Annotated in this window: 23 protein-coding genes; 8 read left to right on the forward strand and 15 right to left on the reverse strand. The window is 72.3% G+C overall.

Features of this window, described 5'->3' with window-relative positions; all coding sequences use genetic code 11:
• The first annotated feature begins 17 nt into the window (after positions 1–17).
• Together DEJ04_RS06720 and DEJ04_RS06725 are read left to right on the forward strand one after the other, a co-directional pair.
• Entirely contained in the window at positions 18–665 is a 648-nt protein-coding gene (locus tag DEJ04_RS06720; RefSeq protein WP_110891918.1) for a TetR/AcrR family transcriptional regulator, read from the forward strand.
• A 274-nt stretch (positions 666–939) separates the two neighbouring features.
• Complete coding sequence (locus DEJ04_RS06725) at positions 940–1,467, forward strand: YbhB/YbcL family Raf kinase inhibitor-like protein (protein ID WP_111033188.1); 528 nt, start codon at positions 940–942, stop codon at positions 1,465–1,467.
• Between the two features lie 187 nt (positions 1,468–1,654).
• On the opposite strand, the gene DEJ04_RS06730 is transcribed toward DEJ04_RS06725, so the two are convergent.
• Positions 1,655–3,934: a polyribonucleotide nucleotidyltransferase gene (locus DEJ04_RS06730; protein ID WP_110864729.1), complete on the reverse strand. Its 2,280-nt coding sequence runs from the start codon at positions 3,932–3,934 to the stop codon at positions 1,655–1,657.
• 281 nt (positions 3,935–4,215) lie between these two features.
• On the opposite strand from DEJ04_RS06730, the gene DEJ04_RS06735 reads away from it, so the two are divergent.
• The gene (locus tag DEJ04_RS06735) at positions 4,216–5,433 is read left to right on the forward strand and encodes a hypothetical protein (RefSeq protein WP_111046605.1); all 1,218 of its coding nucleotides are present in this window, start codon (positions 4,216–4,218) and stop codon (positions 5,431–5,433) included.
• A 34-nt stretch (positions 5,434–5,467) separates the two neighbouring features.
• Here DEJ04_RS06735 and DEJ04_RS18355 read toward each other — a convergent pair whose 3' ends face one another.
• From DEJ04_RS18355 to DEJ04_RS06775, 8 genes are all read right to left on the reverse strand, one after another.
• A complete protein-coding gene (locus tag DEJ04_RS18355; RefSeq protein WP_111046606.1) occupies positions 5,468–5,908 on the reverse strand; it encodes a ferredoxin in 441 nt (146 codons plus the stop codon).
• Positions 5,791–7,056: an NADH-ubiquinone oxidoreductase-F iron-sulfur binding region domain-containing protein gene (locus DEJ04_RS06745; protein WP_111046607.1), complete on the reverse strand. Its 1,266-nt coding sequence runs from the start codon at positions 7,054–7,056 to the stop codon at positions 5,791–5,793. The genes DEJ04_RS18355 and DEJ04_RS06745 overlap by 118 nt, the downstream gene beginning before the upstream one ends.
• Positions 7,053–7,610, reverse strand: a complete 558-nt coding sequence (locus DEJ04_RS06750) for a ferric reductase-like transmembrane domain-containing protein (RefSeq protein WP_071405587.1) — start codon at positions 7,608–7,610, stop codon at positions 7,053–7,055. Before DEJ04_RS06750 ends, DEJ04_RS06745 begins: the two co-directional genes overlap by 4 nt.
• Positions 7,610–8,572 (reverse strand): FAD:protein FMN transferase, encoded by a 963-nt coding sequence (locus DEJ04_RS06755; protein ID WP_111046608.1) that lies wholly within the window; start codon positions 8,570–8,572, stop codon positions 7,610–7,612. Before DEJ04_RS06755 ends, DEJ04_RS06750 begins: the two co-directional genes overlap by 1 nt.
• Positions 8,569–8,922, reverse strand: a complete 354-nt coding sequence (locus DEJ04_RS06760; RefSeq protein ID WP_146248659.1) for a hypothetical protein — start codon at positions 8,920–8,922, stop codon at positions 8,569–8,571. Before DEJ04_RS06760 ends, DEJ04_RS06755 begins: the two co-directional genes overlap by 4 nt.
• Positions 8,923–9,056: 134 nt before the next feature.
• The gene (locus DEJ04_RS06765; RefSeq protein WP_071245007.1) at positions 9,057–9,674 is read right to left on the reverse strand and encodes a CE1759 family FMN reductase; all 618 of its coding nucleotides are present in this window, start codon (positions 9,672–9,674) and stop codon (positions 9,057–9,059) included.
• A gap of 335 nt (positions 9,675–10,009) precedes the next feature.
• Positions 10,010–10,279, reverse strand: a complete 270-nt coding sequence (gene rpsO, locus DEJ04_RS06770; RefSeq protein ID WP_017885935.1) for a 30S ribosomal protein S15 — start codon at positions 10,277–10,279, stop codon at positions 10,010–10,012.
• Between the two features lie 100 nt (positions 10,280–10,379).
• Entirely contained in the window at positions 10,380–10,829 is a 450-nt protein-coding gene (locus DEJ04_RS06775; protein WP_084741173.1) for a VanZ family protein, read from the reverse strand.
• Positions 10,830–11,011: 182 nt separating this feature from the next.
• Here DEJ04_RS06775 and DEJ04_RS06780 point away from each other — a divergent pair, with 182 nt between their 5' ends.
• From DEJ04_RS06780 to DEJ04_RS06790, 3 genes are read left to right on the forward strand one after another with little or no spacing between them, the layout of a single operon-like run.
• Positions 11,012–12,088, forward strand: coding sequence for a glycoside hydrolase family 6 protein (locus tag DEJ04_RS06780; protein WP_146245002.1), 1,077 nt, complete (start codon positions 11,012–11,014; stop codon positions 12,086–12,088).
• A gap of 58 nt (positions 12,089–12,146) precedes the next feature.
• Positions 12,147–13,196, forward strand: a complete 1,050-nt coding sequence (locus tag DEJ04_RS06785; RefSeq protein WP_111046610.1) for a M4 family metallopeptidase — start codon at positions 12,147–12,149, stop codon at positions 13,194–13,196.
• Positions 13,197–13,225: 29 nt separating this feature from the next.
• Positions 13,226–13,495: a protealysin inhibitor emfourin gene (locus tag DEJ04_RS06790; RefSeq protein ID WP_111046611.1), complete on the forward strand. Its 270-nt coding sequence runs from the start codon at positions 13,226–13,228 to the stop codon at positions 13,493–13,495.
• A 150-nt stretch (positions 13,496–13,645) separates the two neighbouring features.
• On the opposite strand, the gene DEJ04_RS06795 is transcribed toward DEJ04_RS06790, so the two are convergent.
• From DEJ04_RS06795 to DEJ04_RS06805, 3 genes are all read right to left on the reverse strand, one after another.
• A complete protein-coding gene (locus DEJ04_RS06795) occupies positions 13,646–15,889 on the reverse strand; it encodes an ATP-binding domain-containing protein (RefSeq protein WP_258371327.1) in 2,244 nt (747 codons plus the stop codon).
• Positions 15,890–15,967: 78 nt separating this feature from the next.
• Positions 15,968–16,804: an aldo/keto reductase gene (locus tag DEJ04_RS06800; protein ID WP_111046613.1), complete on the reverse strand. Its 837-nt coding sequence runs from the start codon at positions 16,802–16,804 to the stop codon at positions 15,968–15,970.
• Positions 16,804–17,175 carry an FKBP-type peptidyl-prolyl cis-trans isomerase gene (locus DEJ04_RS06805; RefSeq protein ID WP_173035534.1) on the reverse strand — a complete coding sequence of 124 codons (372 nt, stop codon included), beginning with the start codon at positions 17,173–17,175 and terminating at the stop codon, positions 16,804–16,806. Before DEJ04_RS06805 ends, DEJ04_RS06800 begins: the two co-directional genes overlap by 1 nt.
• A 69-nt stretch (positions 17,176–17,244) precedes the next feature.
• On the opposite strand from DEJ04_RS06805, the gene DEJ04_RS06810 reads away from it, so the two are divergent.
• Positions 17,245–18,564 carry an MFS transporter gene (locus tag DEJ04_RS06810; RefSeq protein WP_111046614.1) on the forward strand — a complete coding sequence of 440 codons (1,320 nt, stop codon included), beginning with the start codon at positions 17,245–17,247 and terminating at the stop codon, positions 18,562–18,564.
• A 191-nt stretch (positions 18,565–18,755) separates the two neighbouring features.
• On the forward strand, positions 18,756–19,841 hold the full coding sequence (locus DEJ04_RS06815; protein ID WP_110864715.1) for a YihY/virulence factor BrkB family protein: 1,086 nt from the start codon (positions 18,756–18,758) through the stop codon (positions 19,839–19,841).
• Between the two features lie 72 nt (positions 19,842–19,913).
• Here DEJ04_RS06815 and DEJ04_RS06820 read toward each other — a convergent pair whose 3' ends face one another.
• The 3 genes from DEJ04_RS06820 to DEJ04_RS06830 form a co-directional block, all read right to left on the reverse strand.
• Positions 19,914–21,374 carry an aspartate ammonia-lyase gene (locus tag DEJ04_RS06820; protein ID WP_258370489.1) on the reverse strand — a complete coding sequence of 487 codons (1,461 nt, stop codon included), beginning with the start codon at positions 21,372–21,374 and terminating at the stop codon, positions 19,914–19,916.
• Positions 21,375–22,150: 776 nt separating this feature from the next.
• Positions 22,151–22,447 carry a hypothetical protein gene (locus DEJ04_RS06825; RefSeq protein WP_111046615.1) on the reverse strand — a complete coding sequence of 99 codons (297 nt, stop codon included), beginning with the start codon at positions 22,445–22,447 and terminating at the stop codon, positions 22,151–22,153.
• A complete protein-coding gene (locus DEJ04_RS06830) occupies positions 22,447–23,703 on the reverse strand; it encodes an inorganic phosphate transporter (protein ID WP_035807670.1) in 1,257 nt (418 codons plus the stop codon). The genes DEJ04_RS06825 and DEJ04_RS06830 overlap by 1 nt, the downstream gene beginning before the upstream one ends.
• Between the last annotated feature and the right edge of the window lie 75 nt (positions 23,704–23,778).

Consider the following 23,778-nt stretch of genomic DNA (forward strand, 5'->3'; position numbering starts at 1 on the left):
TCCGAGGAGTACACGCTGTGACGGTCGATTCCCCCCAACCGGCCGTCCAGCGTCTCCCCGGCCCGAGCACGAACCTCGCGTCGCCGGACGGGTCGAGCGTCCCCCCGACTCCCCGCTCCGGCGGCGCGAAGGTCCGTGTCCTCGAGACCGCCACGCGACTCTTCTACGAAGAGGGCATCCACAGCGTCGGCGTCGACCGTCTCATCTCCGAGGCGAGCGTCACGAAGGCGACGTTCTACAAGCACTACGGGTCGAAGGACAACCTGATCCTGGCCTACATCCGCACCCAGCACGAGCGCGTGCAGGAGCGGATGGAGCAGCTCATCGCCGACGCCGGCTCCCCCGAGCGGGCCGTCCGTGCGTGGGTCGCCGCGCTGGCCGACGACGTCAACGACCCGGCGTTCCGCGGCTGTGCGTTCCTGCACGCCGCCGCCGAGTACCACGACCCGCGCGACCCGGTCCGCCAGGTCGTCGCCGTGCACCGCGACTGGTACACCGAGCGACTCGCGACCCTGCTGCAGGAGGCCGGACACCCCCTGCCCGGCGACGGCGCCGACGAGCTCATGCTCGCGCGCGACGGTGCGATGGCCGGCGCGTACGCCGGTGACGCGATCGCCGCCACCGCCGCGCTCAACCGCGTGGTCGACCGGGTGCTCGCGGGCTGACGCCCGGCTCGCCGCCAGCGCTGTCGCCGTCGGCTGTCGCTTTCGCGAAAGCGACAGATAGCCCCGAACAGTTCGCGGCATCCTGTCGCCTTCGCGGCACGGCCGCACCCGCGCGACGCACATGTGTCGCTTCCGTGGGGCGGTCGAGGCGACCGCGGCCGGACGGGAGGCCCGTGGCGGGCCCGCACCGCGCCTCCAGGCCGTCCTGTGCGAACTCCCACAGCCCCGCGCGCGCACCGAGCGCAGCCCGAGCCGGCGGGTGTTGGCTGGAGGCATGGCCAACGACCCCAACTGGAACCTGCCCGACGTCCCGTCCTTCACCCTGACGAGCCCCGACTTCACCGACGGAGGCGAGCTGCCCACCTCGGCACGCGGCTCCGACGTCGGCGGCGAGGACCGCTCCCCCGCACTCGAGTGGTCGGACGCACCCGAGGGCACGAAGAGCTTCGTCCTGACCGTCTACGACCCCGATGCCCCGACCGGCTCCGGCTTCTGGCACTGGAGCCTGACGGACATCCCGGGCTCGGCGACGTCGCTCCCCGCAGGCGCCGGCACCGACGACGCCCTGCTGCCCGCCGAGGCACTCCGCCGACGCAACGAGTTCGGCACGGACACGTTCCTCGGGGCTGCTCCGCCCGCGGGCCACGGTGTGCACCGCTACTTCTTCACGCTGAGCGCCCTCGATGTCCCCGTGCTCGAGGTCCCCGCCGACGCGACCCCCGCGGTCGTGGGCTTCATGCTCCGCGGGCACCTGCTCGGGCGCGCGCAGCTCATGGGCACGCAGGAGACCCCCGCGGCCTGACCGGCACGTGGCACGGCGCCGCGATCCTTCGCGCACAGCGACAGTTCACGCGGCGCCGTGCCCGTGAGGTGTCGCTGACCGCGAAAGCACGCGCGGCCAACGCACGCGTGGCACCTGCCCCGCAACGGCGAACGGCCGCCGCCCCGGAAGGGACGGCGGCCGTTCGTGCGTCAGGACGCGGGGAGGATCAGCCCTCGGCCGGGTCCTCGGCGTGGGCGCGGACCGTCTCGGCCGAGGTGGAGTCACCCTCGGTCTCGTCGGCCACGACCGGCGCGAGCGACAGCTTGCCGCGGTCGTCCACCTTGGTGACCTCGACCAGGACCTTCTGGCCGACGCCGAGCACGTCTTCGACGTTCTCCACACGCTTGCCACCGGCGAGCTTGCGCACCTCGGAGACGTGGAGCAGACCGTCACGGCCCGGGAGCAGCGACACGAAGGCGCCGAAGGTGGCGATCTTCACGACGGTGCCGAGGAACTGGTCCCCGATCTCCGGGTTGGTCGGGTTCGCGATCGCGTTGACCTGGGCACGAGCGGCCTCGGCCGACGGACCGTCGACGGCGCCGATGTAGACGGTGCCGTTGTCCTCGATCGAGATGTCGGCACCAGTGGTGTCCTGGATGCCGTTGATCGTCTTGCCCTTCGGGCCGATCAGCTCGCCGATCTTGTCGACGGGGATCTGCACCGAGATGACGCGAGGAGCGGTGTCCGCCATCTCGTCGGGGGCGTCGATGGCCTCGTTCAGCACACCGAGGATGGCCGAGCGGGCCTCCTTGGCCTGCTTGAGCGCCGCGTCGAGCACCGTCGACGGGATGCCGTCGAGCTTGGTGTCGAGCTGGATCGCGGTGACGAACTCCGAGGTACCGGCGACCTTGAAGTCCATGTCGCCGAGGGCGTCTTCCGCACCGAGGATGTCGGTCAGGGCCGCGTAGCGGGTCTGGCCGTCGACGGTGTCGGACACGAGGCCCATCGCGATGCCGGCGACCGGGGCCTTGAGGGGCACACCGGCGTTGAGCAGCGACAGGGTCGAGGCGCAGACGGAACCCATCGAGGTCGAGCCGTTGGAGCTGAGCGCCTCGGAGACCTGACGGATGGCGTAGGGGAACTCGTCACGCGACGGCAGCACCGGCACGAGGGCGCGCTCGGCGAGGAAGCCGTGCCCGATCTCGCGACGCTTCGGCGAACCCACGCGGCCGGTCTCACCGGTCGAGTAGGGCGGGAAGTTGTAGTGGTGCAGGTAGCGCTTCTTCGTGACGGGCGACAGCGAGTCGATCTGCTGCTCCATCTTGAGCATGTTCAGCGTGGTGACGCCGAGGATCTGCGTCTCGCCACGCTGGAAGATCGCCGAACCGTGGACGCGCGGGATCACGGCGACCTCGGCGTCGAGCGGACGGATGTCGGCGAGGCCGCGGCCGTCCATGCGGATCTGCTCGGTCAGGATGCGGCCGCGGACGACCTTCTTCGTGACCGACTTGTACGCGGCGCCGACCTGCGAGTTGGCGACCTCGGGCAGCGAGCCCGCGGTGACCTGCTCGGCGATGGCGGCCTTGACGCGCGACTTGAGTGCGTCGTCGGCGTCCTGACGCTCGGTCTTGGCGGCGATCTTGTAGACGTCACCGAGCTCGGAGAGCGCGAGGGCCTCGACGGCCGAGTAGACCTCGGGCGCGTACGGCGGGAAGACCGGGAAGTCCTGGATCTCCTTGGCCGACTGCGCGGCGAGCTTGGCCTGCGCGTCGACGAGGGACTTGAGGAACGGCTTCGCCGCCTCGAGACCCTGCGCGACGATGGCCTCGTCGGGCTTGGTGGCGCCGCCCTGGATGAGGTCCCAGGCGTGCTCGGTGGCTTCCGCCTCGACCATCATGATCGCGACGTCCTCGTTGCCGGCCTCGTCCGTGACGACACGACCGGCGACGGTCAGGTCGAACACGGCGTCGGCGAGCTGCGAGGCCTTCGGGAACGCGACCCACTGGTCGCCGATGAGCGCGAGGCGCACACCGGCGATCGGGCCGGAGAACGGCAGACCGGAGATCTGCGTCGACGCCGACGCGGCGTTGATCGCCAGCGCGTCGTAGAACTCGTCCGGAGCGATGCTCAGGACGGTGATGACGATCTGCACCTCGTTGCGGAGGCCGTCGACGAACGACGGACGCAGCGGCCGGTCGATGAGACGGCAGACGAGGATGGCCTCGGTCGACGGACGGCCTTCACGACGGAAGAACGAACCGGGGATCTTGCCGGCGGCGTAGGAACGCTCCTCGACGTCGACGGTCAGCGGGAAGAAGTCGAAGCCCTCACGCGGGTGCTTGCCGGCGCTGGTGGCCGAGAGGAGCATCGTTTCCTCGTCCAGGTACGCGGCGACCGCGCCCTGGGCCTGCTGTGCGAGCCGACCGGTCTCGAACCGGACGGTGCGCTTGCCGTACTTGCCGTTGTCGATGACGGCTTCGGCGAACTTGATCTCGGGACCCTCCAAAAGGGCGCCTCCTTGATGTGTTTCCGGCAGGCCGTGGCGACGGCACTCGATGGTGCGTGCGCGCCGATCGTTCCGGACGCATGTCTGGCCAGCAGTAGAAGCACTCGGGAAACCGTTCCGGCCCGCGAGCCACCACCGATGACCAGCTCCGTGCCCGGCCTGCGCAGTGTTGTGTGTGACGTCCGGGGAATGAGTCCTCGGACACGATGGACTTTACCAGTCCTAAGGCTGTCGGCGGCGCGGCTCGCTGGACTCCTGGTGAACATCGGTAGCCTGCCGACATGCGCCTCACCCCCTCGCGGGGCGTGCTCGTCGCGGCCGCCGTGGTCGTCGGCGCGCTCGTCGCCCCGGCCCTGACCGCTGCCCCCGCGAACGCCACCGAGTACCCGACCTGGCAGGACGTCCAGCGCGCCAAGGGCAACGAGACAGCGAAGCGCGCCGAGGTGCAGAAGGTGCAGGCGGCGCTGCAGTCGGCGCAGGACGAAGCAGCCGCGAAGTCGCAGGCCGCCCTGGTGGCCTCGTCGAAGGCGGACGCGGCCGAGTCGGAGTTGGCGTCGGCCACCCAGGCCGCCACGAGCCTCCAGGCCCAGGCGCAGCACGCGAGCGAGACGGCGGACCGGGCCCAGCAGCGGGCCGGCCAACTGGCCGCGAACCTGTACCGCGACGGCAGCACGAACCAGATGACCACCCGCATCGCGACCGCGAAGAACCCGGACCAGCTGCTCTACCAGCTCGGCGCCCTCGACCAGCTGTCGGAGACCTGGGCCGGCGTCATGGACGACGCGTCCGTCGCGGCCGGCACGGCGTCGTCGCTGCACGAGCAGGCCGAGCGGGCCGAGACGGAACGCGCGACGCGCGCCCAGGCGGCCGAGGAGCGCTCGGCCGCAGCGAAGTCGGCGGAACAGGCGGCGGACGCCGCCGTCGAGTCGACGGAGCAGCACAGCGACGAGCTGTACGCGCAGCTCGCGTCGCTCAAGGACAGCACCGCGAAGCAGGAGGCCGGGTACGAACTCGGCCAGCGGGTCGCCGCGCAGAAGGCGGAGCAGCAGCGCAAGCGTGCCGCAGCGGCTGCGGCCGAGGCGGCGGCGAACGCGGCCGCGGCGAACGCCGGCAGCAGCGCTTCCAGCGGCGGCGCGACCAGCGGCGGCACCGGCTCGTCCTACCCGAGCACCGGAGGCGTCGCCGTGGACCCCGCGGCCGCGCAGGCCTACGCACGGAGCGCGCTCGGGTCGTACGGGTGGGGCTCCGACCAGTTCTCGTGCCTGGTGTCGCTCTGGACGCAGGAGTCCGGGTGGCGGGCGAACGCCCTGAACGCCTCGAGCGGCGCCTACGGCATCCCGCAGTCGCTGCCGGCCGAGAAGATGGCGGTCGCCGGAGCCGACTGGCGCACCAACGCGAACACGCAGATCGACTGGGGGCTCGCGTACATCAAGAGCGCCTACGGCTCACCCTGCGGGGCGTGGGGCCACGAGATGAGCGTCAACCCGCACTGGTACTGAGCGCTGGGCCGGCCGGGCGCCGGTCGCCGGCTGCTCACCGCTCCACCAGTCGGAGCGCCTGCAGGGGGCACATCGCGACGGCGTCGGCCGCAGCGGCCCGCTCGTGCGGACGGACCGGGACGTCGCGGGTGCCGGCACCGGGGGTGCCGGGGTCGCCCGGGTTGCCGGCCCGGACACCGGGATCGCCGGGGTCGCCGCCGGCCCGGGCGCCGGGGTCGCCGGCCCGGGCGATTGGGTAGCCCCACTCGTCGCGCTCGAGCCGCTCGGCGAACAGTTCCGTGCACAACCCCCGGCCCCGGCAGCGCGTCCAGTCGACGTGCAGCGAGACGACACCCGCGCCTGCGCCCGCGCCCCCGCTCACCACGCACCCCCGCGCCGCAGCAGGCACCGGCCACCGAGGTGCGCCTGCACGTCGTCGTGGAACACGTCGAGCGCGCTCCGCACCATCCGCGCCACCCCGTCCGGGTGGTGACACGCCCCACGACCGTCCACCAGCGCGGCGACCCGACGCACCTCTCCCGCCAGGTCCCCCGCTGCTCGCCCGGAGGCCAGGTCCCCGACGACGTCGGCGATCCGCGGCAGCCCGTTCACGCAGGGTCCGCACCGTCCGGCGGACGCTCCGGCGAGCGCCGCCGCCAGCCGTGCCGTCACCGCGATCGGGCAGGTCCGGTCGTCGAGCACGGCGAGCACCCCGGCCCCGGGCGCGGCACCCCACCGAGCCAGTCCCTCGGGGTCGAACGACGCGTCGAGGGCCGCGGCCGGCAGCCATGTCCCGCCCCATCCGCCGACCAGCACGGCGCGCGTGTGCGCCGGATCGGTCACCGGCAGCCGGGAGGCCCGCAGCAGTTCCCCGAGCGGCGCACCCCCGGCGGTCTCCAGCACCACCGCGGTGGTCGGGTCCGTCACGTCGCTCACCGTGACGAGCCGGGTGCCGGGGGCACTCGGGCTGCCGACGCCCCGGGCCCACGCCGCCCCGAAGCGCACGACGAGTGCTGCCTGGGCGAGGGTCTCGACGTTTGACACCAGGGTCGGTCGCCCGCTCGGGCCTCGTTCGGCGAGCCGCACCACGCGGTCCTCGGGCACACCCTGGCCACCGGCGACGGCCGAGGCGAGGGCGCTGGCCTCCCCGGAGACGAAGGAGGCGTGGGGCAGGACCCGCAGGCTGATCGGCACGGGGTCGCCGCCGCGGTCGGTGCGTTCCGCCAGTGCCCGGCGGACCGGACCGGCGAGTCGGTCGCTCGTGGCGAGCACTGCCTCGGACGCACCGACCGCGGCGGCCGCGACGACGATGCCGTCGAGCACCAGGTGCGGTGCGCGCTCGAGCAGGACGGCGTCCTTGCGGCTGGCGGGTTCCCCCTCGGCGGCGTTCGCGACCACGAGGGGCGCACTCCGACCCCGACGGCGGCCGCGGACGGTCACGGCGGCGAGCTTCCGGGCGAGCGGGAACCCGGCTCCGCCGCGGCCGTCGACGCCGGCGCGGCCGAGTTCGTCGACCAGCCACGGGCCGAGCTGCGGCAGCGGGCCGAAGGTGTCCTCGTGGTCGGTGCGGGCCGGACCGGGTGCGGCCAGGAGCCGTCGGGTGCCGGTGGGTGGGACGACGGTGCGGGGGTGGGTCAGGGTCATCGGACGACCTCCAGCTTCGCGGAACGGAACTCGGTGACACGGGCGGTGCAGCGCCAGACGACGGCGCCGACGACGGCCGCGGTGCAGACGCCGGCGAGCACGAGGAACCACGCGGAGGTGCCGTCGGTCCCGGTGCCGACCGCGTGGGCCAGGGCGATCGGCCACATGGCGTAGGCCGCCCAGTGCACCGCCCGGAAGGCCCGCGGGCCGATCGCGCGGCGGAGCAGTGCGGTGACGACGAGCACGACGAGCAGGTCGACGGCCAGGGTGCCGAGCCCCAGCCAGAACCACCGGTCGGCGCCGACGAACGGCACGACCGTGTCGAGGAGGCGCAGCTCGGCCTCGGTGTCGAGCAGCAGCGACCCCACGTGCACCGCGACGAACACGGTGGCGGCGAGGGCGACGTCCCGGTGCACGAGCTGCACGGCGAACCGGGGCAGTCCGGGCAGCGGTCGTCCGCCCCTGGTGACGATGCCGAGGAGCACCGTGAGGGTGAGGAGCAGGACGGCGGTGACCCCGAAGCCCCGGCCGATCACCCAGAGCGCGGTGTCCATCAGGCGACCGCCGATCGGTCGTCGTCGGCGCGCTGGCCGTCGGCGCCTCGGTCGTCGGGCCAGCCGCCGAGCCGCACGACCGTGCCGTCGGCGGCGACGAGGCGGGCGGCGCGACCGCTCTGCCGGAGCCACTCGGCGGCGGTGCGACCGCGCACCACGGCGGCCGTCGTCATCGTGTTGGCCGTGGTGCACGACGGGGCGACGACGGTCACCGTGCGCCAGACCGGCTCGGCGGGCAGACCCCAGCGGGGGTCGAGGATGTGGTGCCGGGCGGTGCCGTCCTGCTCCCAGCGGCGTTTCTGCGTGCTCGAGGTCGCCACGGACCAGCCCGAGGCGATCCGGACGTGGTCGACCGGGTCACCCTCGAGGTCCGCCACCCGCACCTGCCAGCCGCCGGACGGATCCGGGCCGGCGGTCGCGACGTCACCGCCGAGGGACACCAGCGCCCCGATGCCGAGCCGTGCGGTGATGCTCGCCGCGGCCATGTCGGCGGCAGCGGCCTTCGCCGTGGCACCGAGGTCGAGGGTGACGCCCTCGGGGATGCGCAGGAACGTGCCCGACAGCAGGATGCGCTGCCACGCCGGACGGTCGTCGAGTGCACGCGACAGGGCCTCGGGCGACGGGACCGGCTGGGCGTCGGCGAAGGCGGCGTCGTACCCGAGGGAGACCATCCGGCGCCCGAGGGTGGGGTCGACGTCACCGTCGGAGAGCCGGGCTGCGTCGAGCGCCTGCTGCACCAGTGCGGCGAGGAGCGGCGACACCTCGGTGCCACGCACGAGGTCGTCGGCGCGTGCGGTGAGTTCGGAGTCGTCGCGGAAGCGGCTGCACGCGGCGTCGACGGCGGAGGTGACCTGCCGGACGCAGGACTCCGCGGCAGCGAGGTACCGACGGTCCCGGTGGTCGAGGACGACCCGGGCGGTCGTGGTCCAGAGGTCCCAGTCGGTGGCGGCGTGCACGGTCACGACCCCGTCGTCGTGGTGTCGGAGGTACCGCCGGTGGTGCCCTGCGAGACGCCGGTGTCCGAGTCGCTCGTGCCGGAGTCGCTCGTGCCGGACTCGCTCGTCGAGCCGGTCGCGGCGTCGGTCGGCTGGGTCGACGAGTCGGTGTTCGTGCTCGTGTCGGCACTGCTGCTCGACTCGCTGCTGCTGGAGCTGCTCGTGCTCGTGTCACTGCTCGTGCTCGTGCTCGTGCTCGCCTGCTCGTGCCCGAGCCAGAGCCCCGCACCGGTGACCATCGCCACCACGAGCCCGCCCACGCTGACGAGCGCACTCGTGATCCGTGCGGATCGCCTGCCGCTGCCTCTGGTGTCCATCGGTGCTCCTCGTCGTCATGACGAGGTTCCCGAGGGCACCGATGAGCCAGCCGCGCACCCGCCGCGCACCGACCGTACGAACCCTGTGGTCCGTCTAAGAGCACGCGCTCCCGTCGACGGCGGTGGGACGCGGATCAGTGACCGAGGCCGCCGAGCAGGCTCGCGAAGTCCGGCGTCGCGGGGAGCGCGTCGGCTTCCTGCGGGGCCCGCCTGGAGGCCCGGATCGCCCAGGCCAGGTCGGCTCCGGCCCGGCGGATGCGACCGTCCAGGGCGGCCGCGTCACCGTCGGTCCCCCAGTCGTCGGTCGCGGCGAACACCCCGGTGGGCACGATCGCCGCACGCAGGTACGCGAAGACCGGCCGGAGGGCGTGGTCGATCGCGAGGGAGTGCCGCGAGGTCCCGCCGGTGGCCCCGAGCAGGACGGGCATGTCGGCCATCGAGTCCTTGTCGAGCACGTCCAGGAACGACTTCGCCAGTCCGCTGACGCCCGCGGTGAAGATCGGCGTGACGAACACGACGGCGTCGGCCTCGACCACGGCGGCCATCGCTGCCGAGAGTGCCGGGGCCGCGAAGCCGGTGAGCATCGCGTCGGTGATCTCGTGCGCGAGCGGCCGGAGTTCGACGTGCACGACGTGTGCCGGGGTGCCCTCGGCGACGAGCGACGCCACGGCGGCCTCGCCCAGACGGTCGGCGAGCAGGCGGGTGGAGCTGGGCTCGGAGAGTCCGGCGGAGACGACGGCGATGGTGGTCATGATGCTTCCCGACTTTCGATGCGTTTGCATGAACATAGCATCCAACCGGGTTGCCCTCGCAACCATTCCCGCCATCGAACAGCGTGCCGATCGGTCACGACTCCCCGCGCGCTGACTGCGGAGCGGTCACGAAGTGTCGAGTGGGACCGTGGTGGCCGACGAGTCGTGACCGCGGGACGAGCGCGGGCGAGGTGTCGTGACCGACCTCGCGACCGACCGAGGACGGAATGCGGACTGAGCGGGGCCCCGCCGAGCGCCGAACGCCCCGCGGAACGAAGAACGCCCCGGTCCTCTCGAAGAGGACCGGGGCGTTCGGTCAAGCGTGTGTCGGTCGACTAGCGACGCAGGCCGAGGCGCTCGATGAGCGTGCGGTAGCGGGCGATGTCGACGTCGGAGAGGTAGCCGAGGAGACGGCGACGCTGACCGACCATGAGGAGCAGGCCACGACGCGAGTGGTGGTCGTGCTTGTGCTCCTTGAGGTGCTCGTTCAGGTCGTTGATACGACGCGTCAGAACGGCGACCTGGACCTCGGGGGATCCGGTGTCGCCCGGGTGGGTCGCGTACTCTTCGATGATCTCCTGCTTGACCTGTGCGTCAAGTGCCATGGTGATCCCCTTCCTGTCCGTTGCGCGGTGCTCGTGCCTGATGCACGAGCGCTCTTTGTCCGCGGCCGTTCGACGGCAACCGCACAAGACTACCAGAGTCCTAGGCGGTCCTGGGGTGCAGACGGCGCCGGCGACGACGCTCCGGCAGCAGGCTGCGGACGAGTCCGACCAGCGTCGCGCCGAGCAGTCCGCCGAGGCCGTTCGACAGCACGTCGCGCGGGTCCGCGACGCGGTACGGCAGGTAGGTGGCCTGCGCGAACTCGATGCCCGTGGACAGGGCGACCGCGACGAGCGCGCCGAGGATCCACCAGCGCCGGGGCAGCCACAGCGCCGCGAGCATCCCCACGGGCACGAACATCGCGATGTTGGCGAGGAACTCGGTGCGCTCGTACGTGAACCAGGCACCGTGCGGCAGCTGCTGCACCCAGGCGATCGCGTGCAGCACGAGGGAGTTCTGGGCAGAGGTGAAGACCTGCGGGGTCAGCGTCATCCGCCAGATCACCCAGGCGTAGCCCGCGGTCAGGGCGAGGAGGAGGAGTCGACGGAACATCCGCACAGTGTGCTGCACGGTCCTGCGCGGTCGCTGGAGCGCTCCTGTCAGCCGTCGGTACGACACCTGGGCGATCGCGGATCGGCGCTGGTCAGGACTCCCCCGCACCTGTCAGCATGGGTCCGGGCGCGATCGGTGCCCGCACCACCGACACCGCACGGTCAGATCAGGAGCACCGCAGCATGCCGGAGCACGAGGCACCCAGCACCCCACGCCGCAACCGCACCGGCGGCCTGCGGCAGTGGGGGTGGATCGCCGCTGCGGCCGTCGTCGTCGCCGCGGTCGTCACGACCCTCGTGGTCGTCGGCCCGTGGAACGGCGGCCAGCCGGACGGCGACCGCACCCCGAGCGGCCGCAGCGTCGCCGAGCGGAAGTCCGCGGCCGAGGCGTTCCCGGGCGGGCTCGCGCGCCAGCCGACCGCCGTGAACCAGGCCGGCCTCCGCGAGCGCCAGGCCCGTGCCGACGGTGACACCCAGACCGCCGAGCAGATCGCGGTGATCGCCGACCAGCCGATCGCGACGTGGCTGACGAACACCTCGCGGGCCGAGACCCGCTCCACGATCCGGTCGGTGGTCAGCACGGCCGAGCAACGCGGTGGCACCCCCGTGTTCGTCCTCTACAACATCCCGGACCGTGACTGCGGCAGCTACTCGAAGGGCGGCACCGAGGACGACGCCTACCTGCCGTGGGTCCGGTCCGCCGTCCGGGCGATGGCCGGTTCGCACGCCGTCGTGCTCGTCGAGCCCGACTCGATCGCCCAGATCCAGAACTGCGAGCGGCTGCGCGACGAACGCCTGCCCCTGCTGCGGAAGGCCGTCGACGCGCTGACCGGCCACGGGCTCACCGTGTACCTGGACGGCGGCAACGAGAACCGTGTGCCGACCGCCACCATGGCGGACTGGCTGCGGCAGGCCGGCGTCGACGAGGTGCAGGGGTTCTTCACGAACGTGTCGAACTTCTACCGGGTCGACCAGGAGCGCGCGTACGCCGACGAGCTCGCCGACGCGATCGGCGGCGACCCGCACTTCGTCATCGACGTCTCCCGCAACGGGCAGGGGTGGCGGGGAACCTGGTGCAACCCCGAGGGCGCCGGCCTCGGCCAGGAGCCGCACGTCACCGGCGGCAGCACCCGGCTCGACGCCCTGCTCTGGGTGAAGACGCCCGGGCTCAGCGACGGCACCTGCAACGGCGGCCCCGCGGCCGGCCAGTGGTGGGAGTCGTACGCGCTGGCCCTCGTCGAGCACCGCAAGCGCGACTGACCCCGCCACGAGACGGCCCGCGCAGGGCCGTGTCGGTGCCCGGTGGTTGCATGTGCGCATGACCGCGACCGACCGCATCCGCTCCGTCGTCCCGCCCTACCTGCTCCGCGCCGTCGCCGGTGCCGATGCGTTCCCCCGGGCGGCCTCGGCGGCCCGCACTGCGCTGGCCTCCCTCGACGCCGTGCAGGCGCCGAAGCACGCGCACCTGGTCGCACCGCGCAGCGTCAGCGGTGCCGTCGACCGCTCGCCGCAGCGGACGATCACCGACGCGCGCGGCACCACGACGCTGCCCGGCACCGTCGTCCGGGGCGAGGGCGACGCCGACTCCGGTGATGCCGCGGTCGACGAGGCGTACGCGGGCCTCGGCGCCACGCACGCCTTCTGGCTCGAGGTGTTCGGCCGGGTGTCGATCGACGGCGCCGGGCTCCCCCTCGACGCGACCGTGCACTACGGCCAGGACTACGACAACGCCTACTGGGACGGCCGCCGGATGGTGTTCGGCGACGGCGACGACGAGGTGTTCCGCCGTTTCACCGTCGCGCTCGAGGTCATCGGCCACGAGCTCGCGCACGGCGTCACGCAGTACACGGCCGACCTGACCTACCAGGGCCAGTCGGGCGCCCTCAACGAGTCGATCAGCGACGTCTTCGGTTCCCTGGTCGCCCAGTACGCGGCGGGGCAGACGGCGGAGCAGGCGAGCTGGCTCATCGGCGAGGGGCTGTTCACCGACGCCGTGCAGGGCGACGCGCTCCGGTCGATGCGGGCCCCCGGCACCGCGTACGACGACCCGGTGCTCGGGAAGGACCCGCAGCCGGCGACAATGTCCGGCTTCGTCGTCACCACGGACGACGCCGGTGGGGTCCACACGAACTCCGGCATCCCGAACCACGCGTTCTTCCTGGCGGCCACGGCCATCGGCGGCCCCGCGTGGCTGGGCGCCGGCGCCGTCTGGTGGGACGCCCTGACGTCGGCCGAGGTGACCGCCTCGATCGACTTCGCGGGCTTCGCCACCGTCACCGTCGACGCGGCCGGACGGCGGTTCGGGGACGGTTCCGCCGAGCAGACCGCGGTCCGTCAGGCCTGGCAGCAGGTGGGCGTGCTCGACTGAGCAGGCCACCCGGGCGTACCGTCGGGGCCATGCGCATCGAGGTCCGCCGCTCCGGGGGCTTCGCCGGCACCACACGGCGCTGGCGGGTCGACACCGACACGAGCAGCGACCCCACGGCGTGGTCCGACGTCGTCGACGCGCTGCGGCGTACCCCGGCACCGACGGCTGCGCCCGTCCCCGACGACTTCGGCTGGACGATCACCGTCGAGCGCACCACCGTGACGATCCCGGGTCGCCGCCTCGACGGCCCGTGGGCCGACCTGGTCGCGCGGGTGCGGTCCGAGGGCGACCCGACCTGAGCCGGGAGGCCCGTGGCGGGCCCGCACCGGGCCTCCCGTCCGCCCCGCGGGGACGCCACCACCCACCGATCGTGTGTAGGAACGGTCGCGTGGGACCGACGGACCCGACCGTTCCTGCTCACGAAGTGCGCGGGGACACGCGCGCGACCGTCAGTCGACGTCGATGACCGTCAGGCGACGTGTCGGACGCGTCATCGCGACGTACACCGCGGCGGCGGCGCGGGCGGCGTCGGCACCCACGCCGTCCGGGTCGACGAGCAGCACGCCGTCGAACTCCAGACCCTTGGCGTCCGCACCCGTCAGCACCGTGAGCGAGCCGGCGTTCGGCGAGGCGAGGCCCCGGACGTCCGCCTCGGTGCGGGCGAGCCGCTGCCGGACCGTGTCGACCTGGGCCTCGGGGACGATGACGCCGATGGTGCCGGAGCCGATCCGGGCACGCTCGGCGTCGGCGACCGCCACGACGGTGTCGAGCAGGTCGGCCCGGGCGACGCGGACGCTCTCGACGGGGTCGCCGTCTCGAACGGCCTCGTTGCGGGTGACCGTGAGGCCGGCACTGTCGGCGAAGGCCCCGGCGGCCTCCACGATGGAGCGCGGGGTGCGGTAGTTGACCGTGAGCTGCTCGATGCGGTGGTCGAGCGGCACCTGCGGCGCACGGCCGCGTCGGCGTCGCGCGAGCGCCCCGATGACGTCGTCCCAGGTGCGTGCGGCACCCGGCGAGGAACCCTGCGCCATGTCGCCGACGATCGTGAACGAGCGCAGCGGGTTGCGGCGGGCGAGCACGCGCCACTGCATCGGCGAGAGCTCCTGCGCCTCGTCGACGACGATGTGCCCGTAGGTCCACTCGCGGTCGTCGGCGGCGCGCTCGGCGGTGGAGCGGGGGTCGCCGCCCTCGGCGAACGAGCCGGCGACCTGCTCGGCGCTGACGATGCCCTCGACGCCCATGTTCTCGATGGCCTGGCGGGCGTTCTCGATGTCGCGGTTCCGGCTGGCCTTCGCCGCGCGCTTGGCGGCGCCGCCGGTCGGGTCGAACGGGCCGAGCAGTTCGGCGGCCTCGTCGAGCAGGGGGACGTCCTCGACGGTCCAGGCCGTGCCGCGGGCGCGCTGCAGCAGGGCGCGGCGCTCCGGGGTCCAGTCGGGGGTGAGCGAGGCGAGCCAGTTCGGCCGGGCGTAGAGGTCCTCGAGGAACTTCTCGGGCGGCAGCGGCAACCACGCGGTGTTGAGCAGCACGCGGGCGTCGTACGAACTCCGGATGTCCTCGCGCAGGACCTTCTCGTCGGCCTCGTCCACCGTGGTGCCGCGCTCCCGCAGCTGCTCGGCGAGCAGGCGGGTCATCGCGTCGAGGGCGGTCTTGTTGAACGTGACGCGGGCGGCGTTGTGCGGCTTGCCGCGGTCCTGCGCCCGCTTCATGGCGTCGGCGACGAGCTGCGGCGGCACGACGAGCCGCTCGCCCTCGATGTCGAGCGTGACCGATTCGGTCGGCACGACCTGGCGCGAGCGCACGGCCCGGCGCAGCAGTGACGCCATCTGCGCCGCGCCCTTGACGGCGGCGACGTCGCGGGTGTCGTGCGTCGTCGCGTGCACGCCCGGGTAGAGCGAACCGAGCGACGCCATCACGACACCGGTCTCGCCGAGCGACGGGAGCACCTGCTCGATGTACGTCAGGAACGCCGGCGACGGGCCGACCATGAGCACGCCGGAGCCCCGCAGCCGCTCGCGGTACGAGTAGAGCAGGTAGGCCGCGCGGTGCAGCGCCACGGCGGTCTTGCCGGTGCCGGGGCCGCCCTGCACGATGAGCACGCCCTCGAGCGGGGAGCGGATGATGCGGTCCTGCTCGCCCTGGATCGTCGCGACGATGTCGGTCATCCGGCCGGTGCGCTCGGCGGTCACGGCGGCGAGCAGCGCCCCCTCGCCCTGCAGGTGGGTGCGCTCGTCGTCGTAGAGCGAGGCGTCGAACACCTCGTCCTCGACGCCGACCACGCGACGGCCCTGCAGGGACAGGTGCCGGCGGGAGCGCATGCCCATCGGGTGCGCCGCGGTGGCCTGGTAGAAGGCGCTCGCACCGGGGACGCGCCAGTCGAGCAGCAGCGGCCGGTGCTCGGCGTCGCGCAGCCCCACCCGGCCGATGTACCGGAAGGTGTCGTCGGGGTTGTCGGGCTCGGCGACCTCGAGCCGGCCGAAGACCAGACGGTCCCCCACCCGCTCGAGCGTCGCGACGGTGTCCTCGTAGAGCCTCGCGTACGCGTCGCGCTCGCTGCGGCTCTGGTGGTTCCCGCCGACCGCCTGTCGGCGGGTCTCGGCGAGGCGCTGTTCGGCCTCGGCGGTCAGCTCGTCGAGACGACGGAAGAGGCCGTCGACGTAGCCGCGTTCACGGTCGATCTCGGTCGGTTCGGACACACGCAACCCTTCGGGAAGAGGGGGAACCAGTGTACTGCCCACCGGGAGCCCCGCTGTCCCCGAAGGGTCGCGTCGGAGTCACATCTCTTCGTGCGTGTCCGGGTCGCCGTCCCACAGACGACCGCGCTCGAGCGCGGAGATCGCCTGCACCTCGTCGTCGGTCAGCTCGAAGCCGAAGACGTCGAGGTTCTCCTTCTGGCGGGCGGCGTCGCCCGACTTCGGCACCGGCACGGCACCGAGCTGGACGTGCCAGCGCAGCACGACCTGGCCGGGGGCCACCCCGTGCGCCGCGGCGGCATCGACGATCGGCTGCTCGGTGAGCAGTTCCGACCGCTTCGCGAGCGGGCTCCAGCTCTCGGTCACGATGCCGAGCTCCTGGTGCACCTTCCGCAGTTCCGCCTGGGGGAAGTACGGGTGCAGCTCCACCTGGTTGACGGCCGGGGCGACCCCGGTGGCGTCGACGATCCGGCGCAGGTGCTCGGGCGTGAAGTTCGAGACGCCGATCGAGCGGACCTTGCCGCTGTCGCGGAGGTCGACCAACGCCTTCCAGGTGTCGACGAACTTGTCCACCGACGGGTTCGGCCAGTGGATCAGGTACAGGTCGACGTGGTCGAGCCCCAGGTTGCCGAGGGTCTCGTCGATCGAGCGGTGCGCCTCGTCGTAGCCGTGGTGCCGGCCGGGGAGCTTCGACGTGACGACGAGGTCCTCGCGCGCCACCTCGGACTCACGGACGGCCTTGCCGACGGCGTCCTCGTTGCCGTAGTTCAGCGCCGTGTCGAGCAGCCGGTAGCCGCTCGCGATCGCGGTGCCGACCGCCGCAGCGCCCTCGTCGCCGTTCAGGCCGTAGGTGCCGAGGCCGAGCTCCGGGAACCGGTGGCCGTCGTTCAGCTCGATCGTCGGGGCACCGACCTGCATCAGCGGACCCCGAGCAGGTCGATCACGAAGATCAGGGTCTTGCCGGACAGGAAGTGCCCACCACCGGCGGGACCGTAGGCGAGCTCCGGCGGGACGACGAGCTTGCGGCGACCGCCGACCTTCATGCCGGGGATGCCCTCCTGCCACCCGCGCACCAGGGCCGCGAGCGGGAAGTCGATGGGCTCGCCGCGGTTCCAGGAGCTGTCGAACTCCTCGCCGGTCTCGTACTCGACCCCGGCGTAGTGGACCTTGACGGTCGAGCCGGCGGACGCTTCCTCGCCGGAGCCCTCGACGATGTCGGTGATGACGAGCTCGGTGGGGGCGGGGCCCTCGGGGGCGTCGAACTCGGGCTTGCTGTTCAGGTCAGTCATGCCGATCAGTCAACCAGAGCGCGCACCGGGCACGCGCAACGAGCGTCCAGCCCGCAGAATGGTTCCACCGTGACACCATCGACTCCCGCACCGCCGCGCCGCCGCCTGCTCGCCGACCTCACCCCGCTCCGCCGCTCCCCCGCCTTCGCCCGGCTCTGGGCCGGCACCGCGATCGCCGGCATCGGCACCCAGATGACCACCGTCGCCGTCGGGCTCGAGGTCTACGAGATCACCCGCTCGACCTTCGCCGTGGCCCTGGTGGGCGTCATCGCGCTCGTGCCGATGATCGTCGCCGGCCTGTACGGCGGCATGCTCGCGGACGCCTTCGACCGACGCCTCGTCGCGCTCGTGTCGTCGATCATCGCCTGGGTCGCCGTCGCGCTGATCGCCACGCACGCCTGGCTCGACCTGCACAGCGTCGCACTGCTCTACGTGCTCGCGACGGTGAACGCCGTGGCCGCCACCGTCAGCAACGCCTCCCGCTCGGCCATCGTCCCGCGGCTCGTCGGCACCGACCTGCTGCCCGCGGCGAGCGCCCTGGGCGGGATCGCGTCCGGGTTCCAGGTCACCGTGGGTCCGGCGATCGCCGGCGTGCTCATCGCGAGCGTCGGGTTCGCGCCGACGTACACGATCGACGTCGTGCTGTTCACGTTCGCGTTCCTCGGGGTGTTCACGCTGCCGCGGATGGCCGCCGACCACGACGCACTGCGGCCGGGGCTCGGCTCGCTCATCGAGGGCGCGAAGTTCCTGCGGCGGTCGCGCAACATCACGATGACGTTCGTGCTCGACATCATCGCGATGGCCTTCGGGCAGCCGCGTGTGCTGTTCCCCGCGATCGGCGCGCTCGTCATCGGCGGTGGGTCGATCACCGTCGGTACCCTGACCGCCGCGTACGCGATCGGTGCGCTGCTGTCGAGCGTGTTCTCCGGGCCGCTCGGGCACGTCCGACGCCAGGGTGAGGCCGTCGGCTGGGCCATCACGGCGTACGGCGGGGCGATCGCGGCGTTCGGAGTGGTCATCGCGCTGGCGCACGTGCTCGGCGGCCGCTCGGGTGAGGCGTTCGGCGTCGAGATCCTGCCGGCGCTCGGGCTCGCGGCGCTGTTCCTGGCGATGGCCGGCGGTGCGGACAACGTCAGCTCGGTGTTCCGGAACACGATCCTGCAGGCGGCGTCGCCGGACGGCATGCGCGGTCGGCTGCAGGGCATCTTCATCGTCGTGGTCACGGGCGGCCCGCGGCTCGGTGACCTGTACGCCGGCCTGGTCGTCGCGGCCGGCATCGCGTACCCGCCGGTCATCGGCGGCGTGCTGATCATCGGCCTCGTCGCGCTGCTGCTCCGGATGGTCCCCTCGTTCCGCCGCTACGACGCCCTGCACCCCCACGCCAACTGACCGCGGGCCGCGGTCGAGTGCGGGTCCGCAAGACACCGGTGTTCGCGCGTCGAACACCCGCGTTCCGCGGTGCGGAGCGTGAACACCGGTGTCTTGCAGGAGCTCGCAACGCGACCAACAGGCGGACGGGAGGCGCGGGGCGGGCCCGCCACGGGCCTCCCGGCCGTCACGTGTCGGGTACCGTACGACACATGCCGGACAGTGCATCGCGCGACCTCCAGCGGACGGGAGTCCGCGCCGTCGTCCGGCGCACCTACCACTCGGTCATCCGGCACCGTGTCGTCGACGCGGCCGCGTCGCTGACGTTCTTCGCGCTGCTGACGGTGTTCCCGACCGCGTTGGCGGTCGTGTCGGCGCTGTCGATCGTCGACCGCAAGGGCGACAGCCTGACCGACATCGTCGAGGTCCTCGGGTTCATCGTCCGGCCGGAGACCGCCGAGCACCTCGAGGGGCCGCTCCGGCAGCTGCTGACCCTGGACAACCCGTGGCTCGGGTTCACGATCGGCGTCGTGCTGACGCTCTGGTCGCTGTCCGGCTACGCGACGGCGTTCGGGCGGGCGATGAACACCGCCTACGAGGTCGAGGAGGGCCGACGGATCTGGAAGTTCCGCAGCATGATGCTCCTCGTCACGCTGCTCGTCATGGTCGGCGGTGCCGTCGCCATCGTCATCCTGCTCGGGACGCCGACGATCTCCGAGGCGGTGATCCGCCAGCTCGGCTGGGCGCCCTGGATCGACGACGTGTGGAACGTGGTGAAGTGGCCGGTGCTCGCGGCCGACCTCGTCGTGATGGTGGCGGTGCTCTACTACGCGACGCCGAACGTGAAGACCCCGCAGCTGCGGTGGGTGTCGGCCGGTGCCGCGTTCGCGATCGTGACCTGGGCCATCGCCACGGTGGGGTTCGCGCTCTACGTGGAGACCCTCGGCGGCGGGAACCGCGCCTACGGGTGGCTCGGTGGCGCGATCCTGCTGCTCGTGTACCTGTACATCTCGAACTTCGTGCTCGTGGTCGGCGGGGAACTCGACTCCGAGGTGATCCGGATGCGGCAGCTGCTCGCCGGCATCGAGGCGGACGAGTCGATCCGGCTGCCGCTGCGGGACGTCACGCGGAACTTCACGCTCGCGCGCTGGCGGGACCAGGACATCGCGGCCGCGCAGCACGTCCGGGCCGAGGCCGCGCGGGTGGCCGAGGAAGAGGACGCCGAGCTGACCCCGAACGAGGAGCACCTGCGGGCGATGGCGCAGCAGGTGCGGGTGGGCGAGCGGCCGCTGCCCTGACGGGGGTGTGCGTGCGTGCGGTGCTTGCGCGCGGTGCTCGTGCGCGCGTTCCTGTGGTGCGGACGCCCCGCGTCAGCGCTTGCGCGCCTCGGCGTCCAGCATCTCCTCGGTGACGATCGGGATCGCACCCGTCGCCAGCTCGATCCCCGACAGCCGCGCCGGGCTGAGCACGCGCATGACCTGGTCCTCCTCCATCAGGCCCGCGGCCACGACGAGCGTCGAGATCGGCGTCGAGGTGGTCAGCGCCGTGTGCGCGATCGACGCAGCCGCCGCGTACCCGATGTACGGCGTCAGCGCGGTGACCACACCGACGTTCGTGTCGACCTGGGCTGCGAGCTTTGCCTCGTTCGCCTCGATGCCGACGACGCAGTGCTCGCGCAGCGTCGCGCAGCCGCGGGACATCCACTGCAGCGACTGCAGGATCGAGTGGGCGATGATCGGCTCGAAGGCGTTGAGCTGCAGCTGCCCGCTCTCCGCCGCCATCGTCACGGTGGTGTCCGCCCCCGCGACCGCGTAGGCGATCTGGTTCACGACCTCGGGGATCACCGGGTTGACCTTGCCCGGCATGATCGACGAACCGGCCTGGCGAGCAGGCAACGTGATCTCGCCGAGACCCGCCTGCGGGCCGGACGACAGCAGCCGCAGGTCGTTGCAGATCTTCGAGAGCTTCGCGGCGCTGCGCTTCACCGTGCCGGACAGGGTCATGAACGCACCGGCGTCACTCGTCGCCTCGATGAGGTCGGGGGCGGTGACGACGTCGATGCCGCTCGCCTCCTGCAGCTGCCGACGGACCTCGTCGCGGTAGAGCGGGTCCGCGGTGATCCCGGTGCCGATCGCCGTCGCGCCGAGGTTCATCTCGGCGAGCAGCGGCATCACCTTGCGGAGCAGGTCAGCGTCCTCCTGGATCGTGTGCGAGAACCCGGTGAACTCCTGCCCGAGGGTCATCGGCACGGCGTCCTGCAGCTGCGTCCGGCCCACCTTCAGCACGTCGGCGAAGGCGCGGCCCCGCTCGGCGAACGCCGCGGAGAGTTCCTCGAGCTGCACGATCAGACGTCGGACCCCGAAGATCATCGCGATCTTGATGCTCGTCGGGTACGTGTCGTTCGTGGACTGGCTGCGGTTCACGTGGTCGATCGGGTGCAGGTACGCGTAGTCGCCCCGCTCACGCCCGAGGAGTTCGAGAGCCCGGTTCGCGAGCACCTCGTTCGTGTTCATGTTCGTGCTCGTCCCGGCGCCGCCCTGCACGACGTCGACGACGAACTGCTCGCGGAGTGCTCCGTCGCGGACCTCCTGCGCTGCACGGTCGATCGCGTCGGCGCGCTCTTCGTCGAGGACACCGATCGCCCGGTTCGCCCGCGCCGCCGCCTGCTTCACGGTGACGAGCGCCTCGATGAGGTCCGGGTACACGGCGATCGGCACGGAGGTGATCGGGAAGTTCTCGAGTGCCCGCAACGTGTTGATGCCCCAGTACGCGTCGTTCGGGACCTCCCGTGATCCCAGCGAGTCGCTCTCGGTCCGCGTCGTCGTCGTCACAGGTGCCTCCTCGTTGCCGGTCACACGTCGAGGCTAGTCCCGTCCGTCCGGCCGGTCCGGGAACGCGCCGGGACTGGGCGGAGCGGGCGGCGTGCCCGCGCGAGCGGGCGGAATGCCGCGGTCGCCTCGGCAACGCACGCTGGCATTCCGCCCGCTCGCCCGCGACGGCCTGGAGGCCCGGTGCCAGGCCGCCACGGGCCTCCCGTCCGCCCGCCCGCGCACTTCGTGAGCAGAAGAGGTCGGGTCCCACACGGCGACTCGACATCTTCTGCTCACCAAGCGCGCCGCCCGCGCGAGCGGGCGAAATGGCGTGGTCGCCTTCGCGACGCACGGCGGCATTTCGCCCGCGCGCCCGCGACGGCCTGGAGGCCCGGTGCCAGGCCGCCACGGGCCTCCCGTCCGCCCGCCCGCGCACATCGTGAGCAGAAGGGGTCGGGTCCCACACGGCGACTCGACATCTTCTGCTCACCAAGCGCGCCGCCCGCCCGTGCGAGCGGGCGGAATGGCGTGGTCGCCTTCGCGACGCACGGCGGATTTCGCCCGCTCGCCCGCGACGGCCTGGAGGCCCGGTGCCCGGCCGCCACGGGCCTCCCGTCCGCCCGCCCGCGCACTTCGTGAGCAGAAGGGGTCGGGTCACGGACGGGGACCCGACATCTTCTGCTCACCAAGCGCGCCGCCCGCGTGCGCGGGCGCGGCGAACGCGCGACGAGTGAGCAGAAGACGCCGGGTCGCGAGGGGCGAACCGGCGTCTTCTGCTCACTCGGTGAGCGTGCCCGTCAGTGGAACTGCGGGACGATGAGGTAGATGCCGTAGAGCACGACGGCGCCGCACACGACGAAGCACGCGATGGCCGCGGCGCGGAGCGCACGTGCGGCCGCCGAGGCTCCGGCCGGGTTCGGGAAGCCGGCGGTGGCCGGGCCGATCGTGCCGTCGGCCTTCACGGTGAACTTGCCTTCGCGGGTGTCGGCGGCGCTCCAGAGACGGAGGCCGACCGAGTACACGGCGACGACGAAGCACGACGAGACCACGGCGACGAGCGCCACGGTGAGGAATGCGAACCAGTCGATGCCCATCAGCGACGGCCTCCCTTGCGGGCCGCCATGCGACGGAGCGTGCGCTCGCGGCTCAGTTCGGCGCGACGCTGGGCGACCGCGTCGGCACGCTTCTTGCGCTGCATGTCACGCAGCTCCTTGCGGGTCAGGACCGCGTTCGCGGCGACGTCGACCTCGATCGCGGAGGCCTGCTCGTGCGGCTTGCGAAGCGACCACAGGTACAGCCCGAGGATGACGACGGCACCGATCACGGCGTCGAGCACGAGCCCGATGACGCCGAGGCGGGCGATGCCCGAGGCGACCGCACCGACCGCGGCGGCCGCGGGCAGGGTGATGAACCAGGCGATGACGATCTTGCCGGCGGTCGACCACTGGATCTTCGAGCCGCGGCGGCCGAGCCCGGCGCCGATGATCGAGCCCGAGGACACCTGCGTGGTCGACAGCGCGAAGCCGAGGTGGCTGGAGGCGAGGATCGTCGCGGCGGTCGAGGCCTCGGCGGCGAAGCCCTGCGTCGCACGGATCTCGGTGATGCCCGAGCCGAGGGTGCGGATGATGCGCCAGCCGCCCGTGTAGGTGCCGAGGGCGATCGCGAGGGCACAGGCGACGACGACCCAGAACTGCACGCCCTGGTTCGACGACTGCGCGCCCGAGGCGATGAGCGTCAGCGTGATGACACCCATCGTCTTCTGCGCGTCGTTCGTGCCGTGCGCCAGGGACACCATCGAGCTGGTGAAGACCTGCCCGATGCGGAACCCGCCGCGCTCGTTCGGGAACACCGGACGCTTCGTGATCCGGTACGCGATGCGCGTCGACAAGAACGACACGAGCGCGGCGATCACGGGCGAGGCGAACGCCGGGATGATCACCACCGTCAGCAGCGCGACGTAGTTGACCGACTGGAACCCGGCGCCGACGATCGCGGCACCGATGAGCCCGCCGAACAGCGCGTGCGACGACGATGACGGCAGCCCGCGGAGCCACGTGATCATGTTCCAGACGACTGCCCCGATCAGGCCCGCGAAGATCATCTCGGGGCTGATGGCGACGCCACCGGGCCCCTCGTTGATCAACCCGTGTGAGATCGACGTCGCCACGGCGGTGCTGAGGAACGCACCGACCAGGTTGAGCACCGCAGCGACGGTGACCGCCACCTTGGGCTTCATGGCGCCGGTCGCGATCGGGGTCGCCATCGCGTTGGCGGTGTCGTGAAAACCGTTTGTGAAGTCGAAGAAGAGGGCCAACGCGATGACCAGGACGACTATGAGTGTGATGTCCACCGCGGGCAAGTGTCCCAGGCGTCGGCCCTTCGAGCAAACCTGATCGGCAACCTGTTGTTCACCGCAGCTTCACAC

The sequence above is a fragment of the Curtobacterium sp. MCLR17_044 genome (genome assembly GCF_003234435.1).
In the GTDB taxonomy this organism is placed as follows: Bacteria; Actinomycetota; Actinomycetes; order Actinomycetales; family Microbacteriaceae; genus Curtobacterium; species Curtobacterium flaccumfaciens.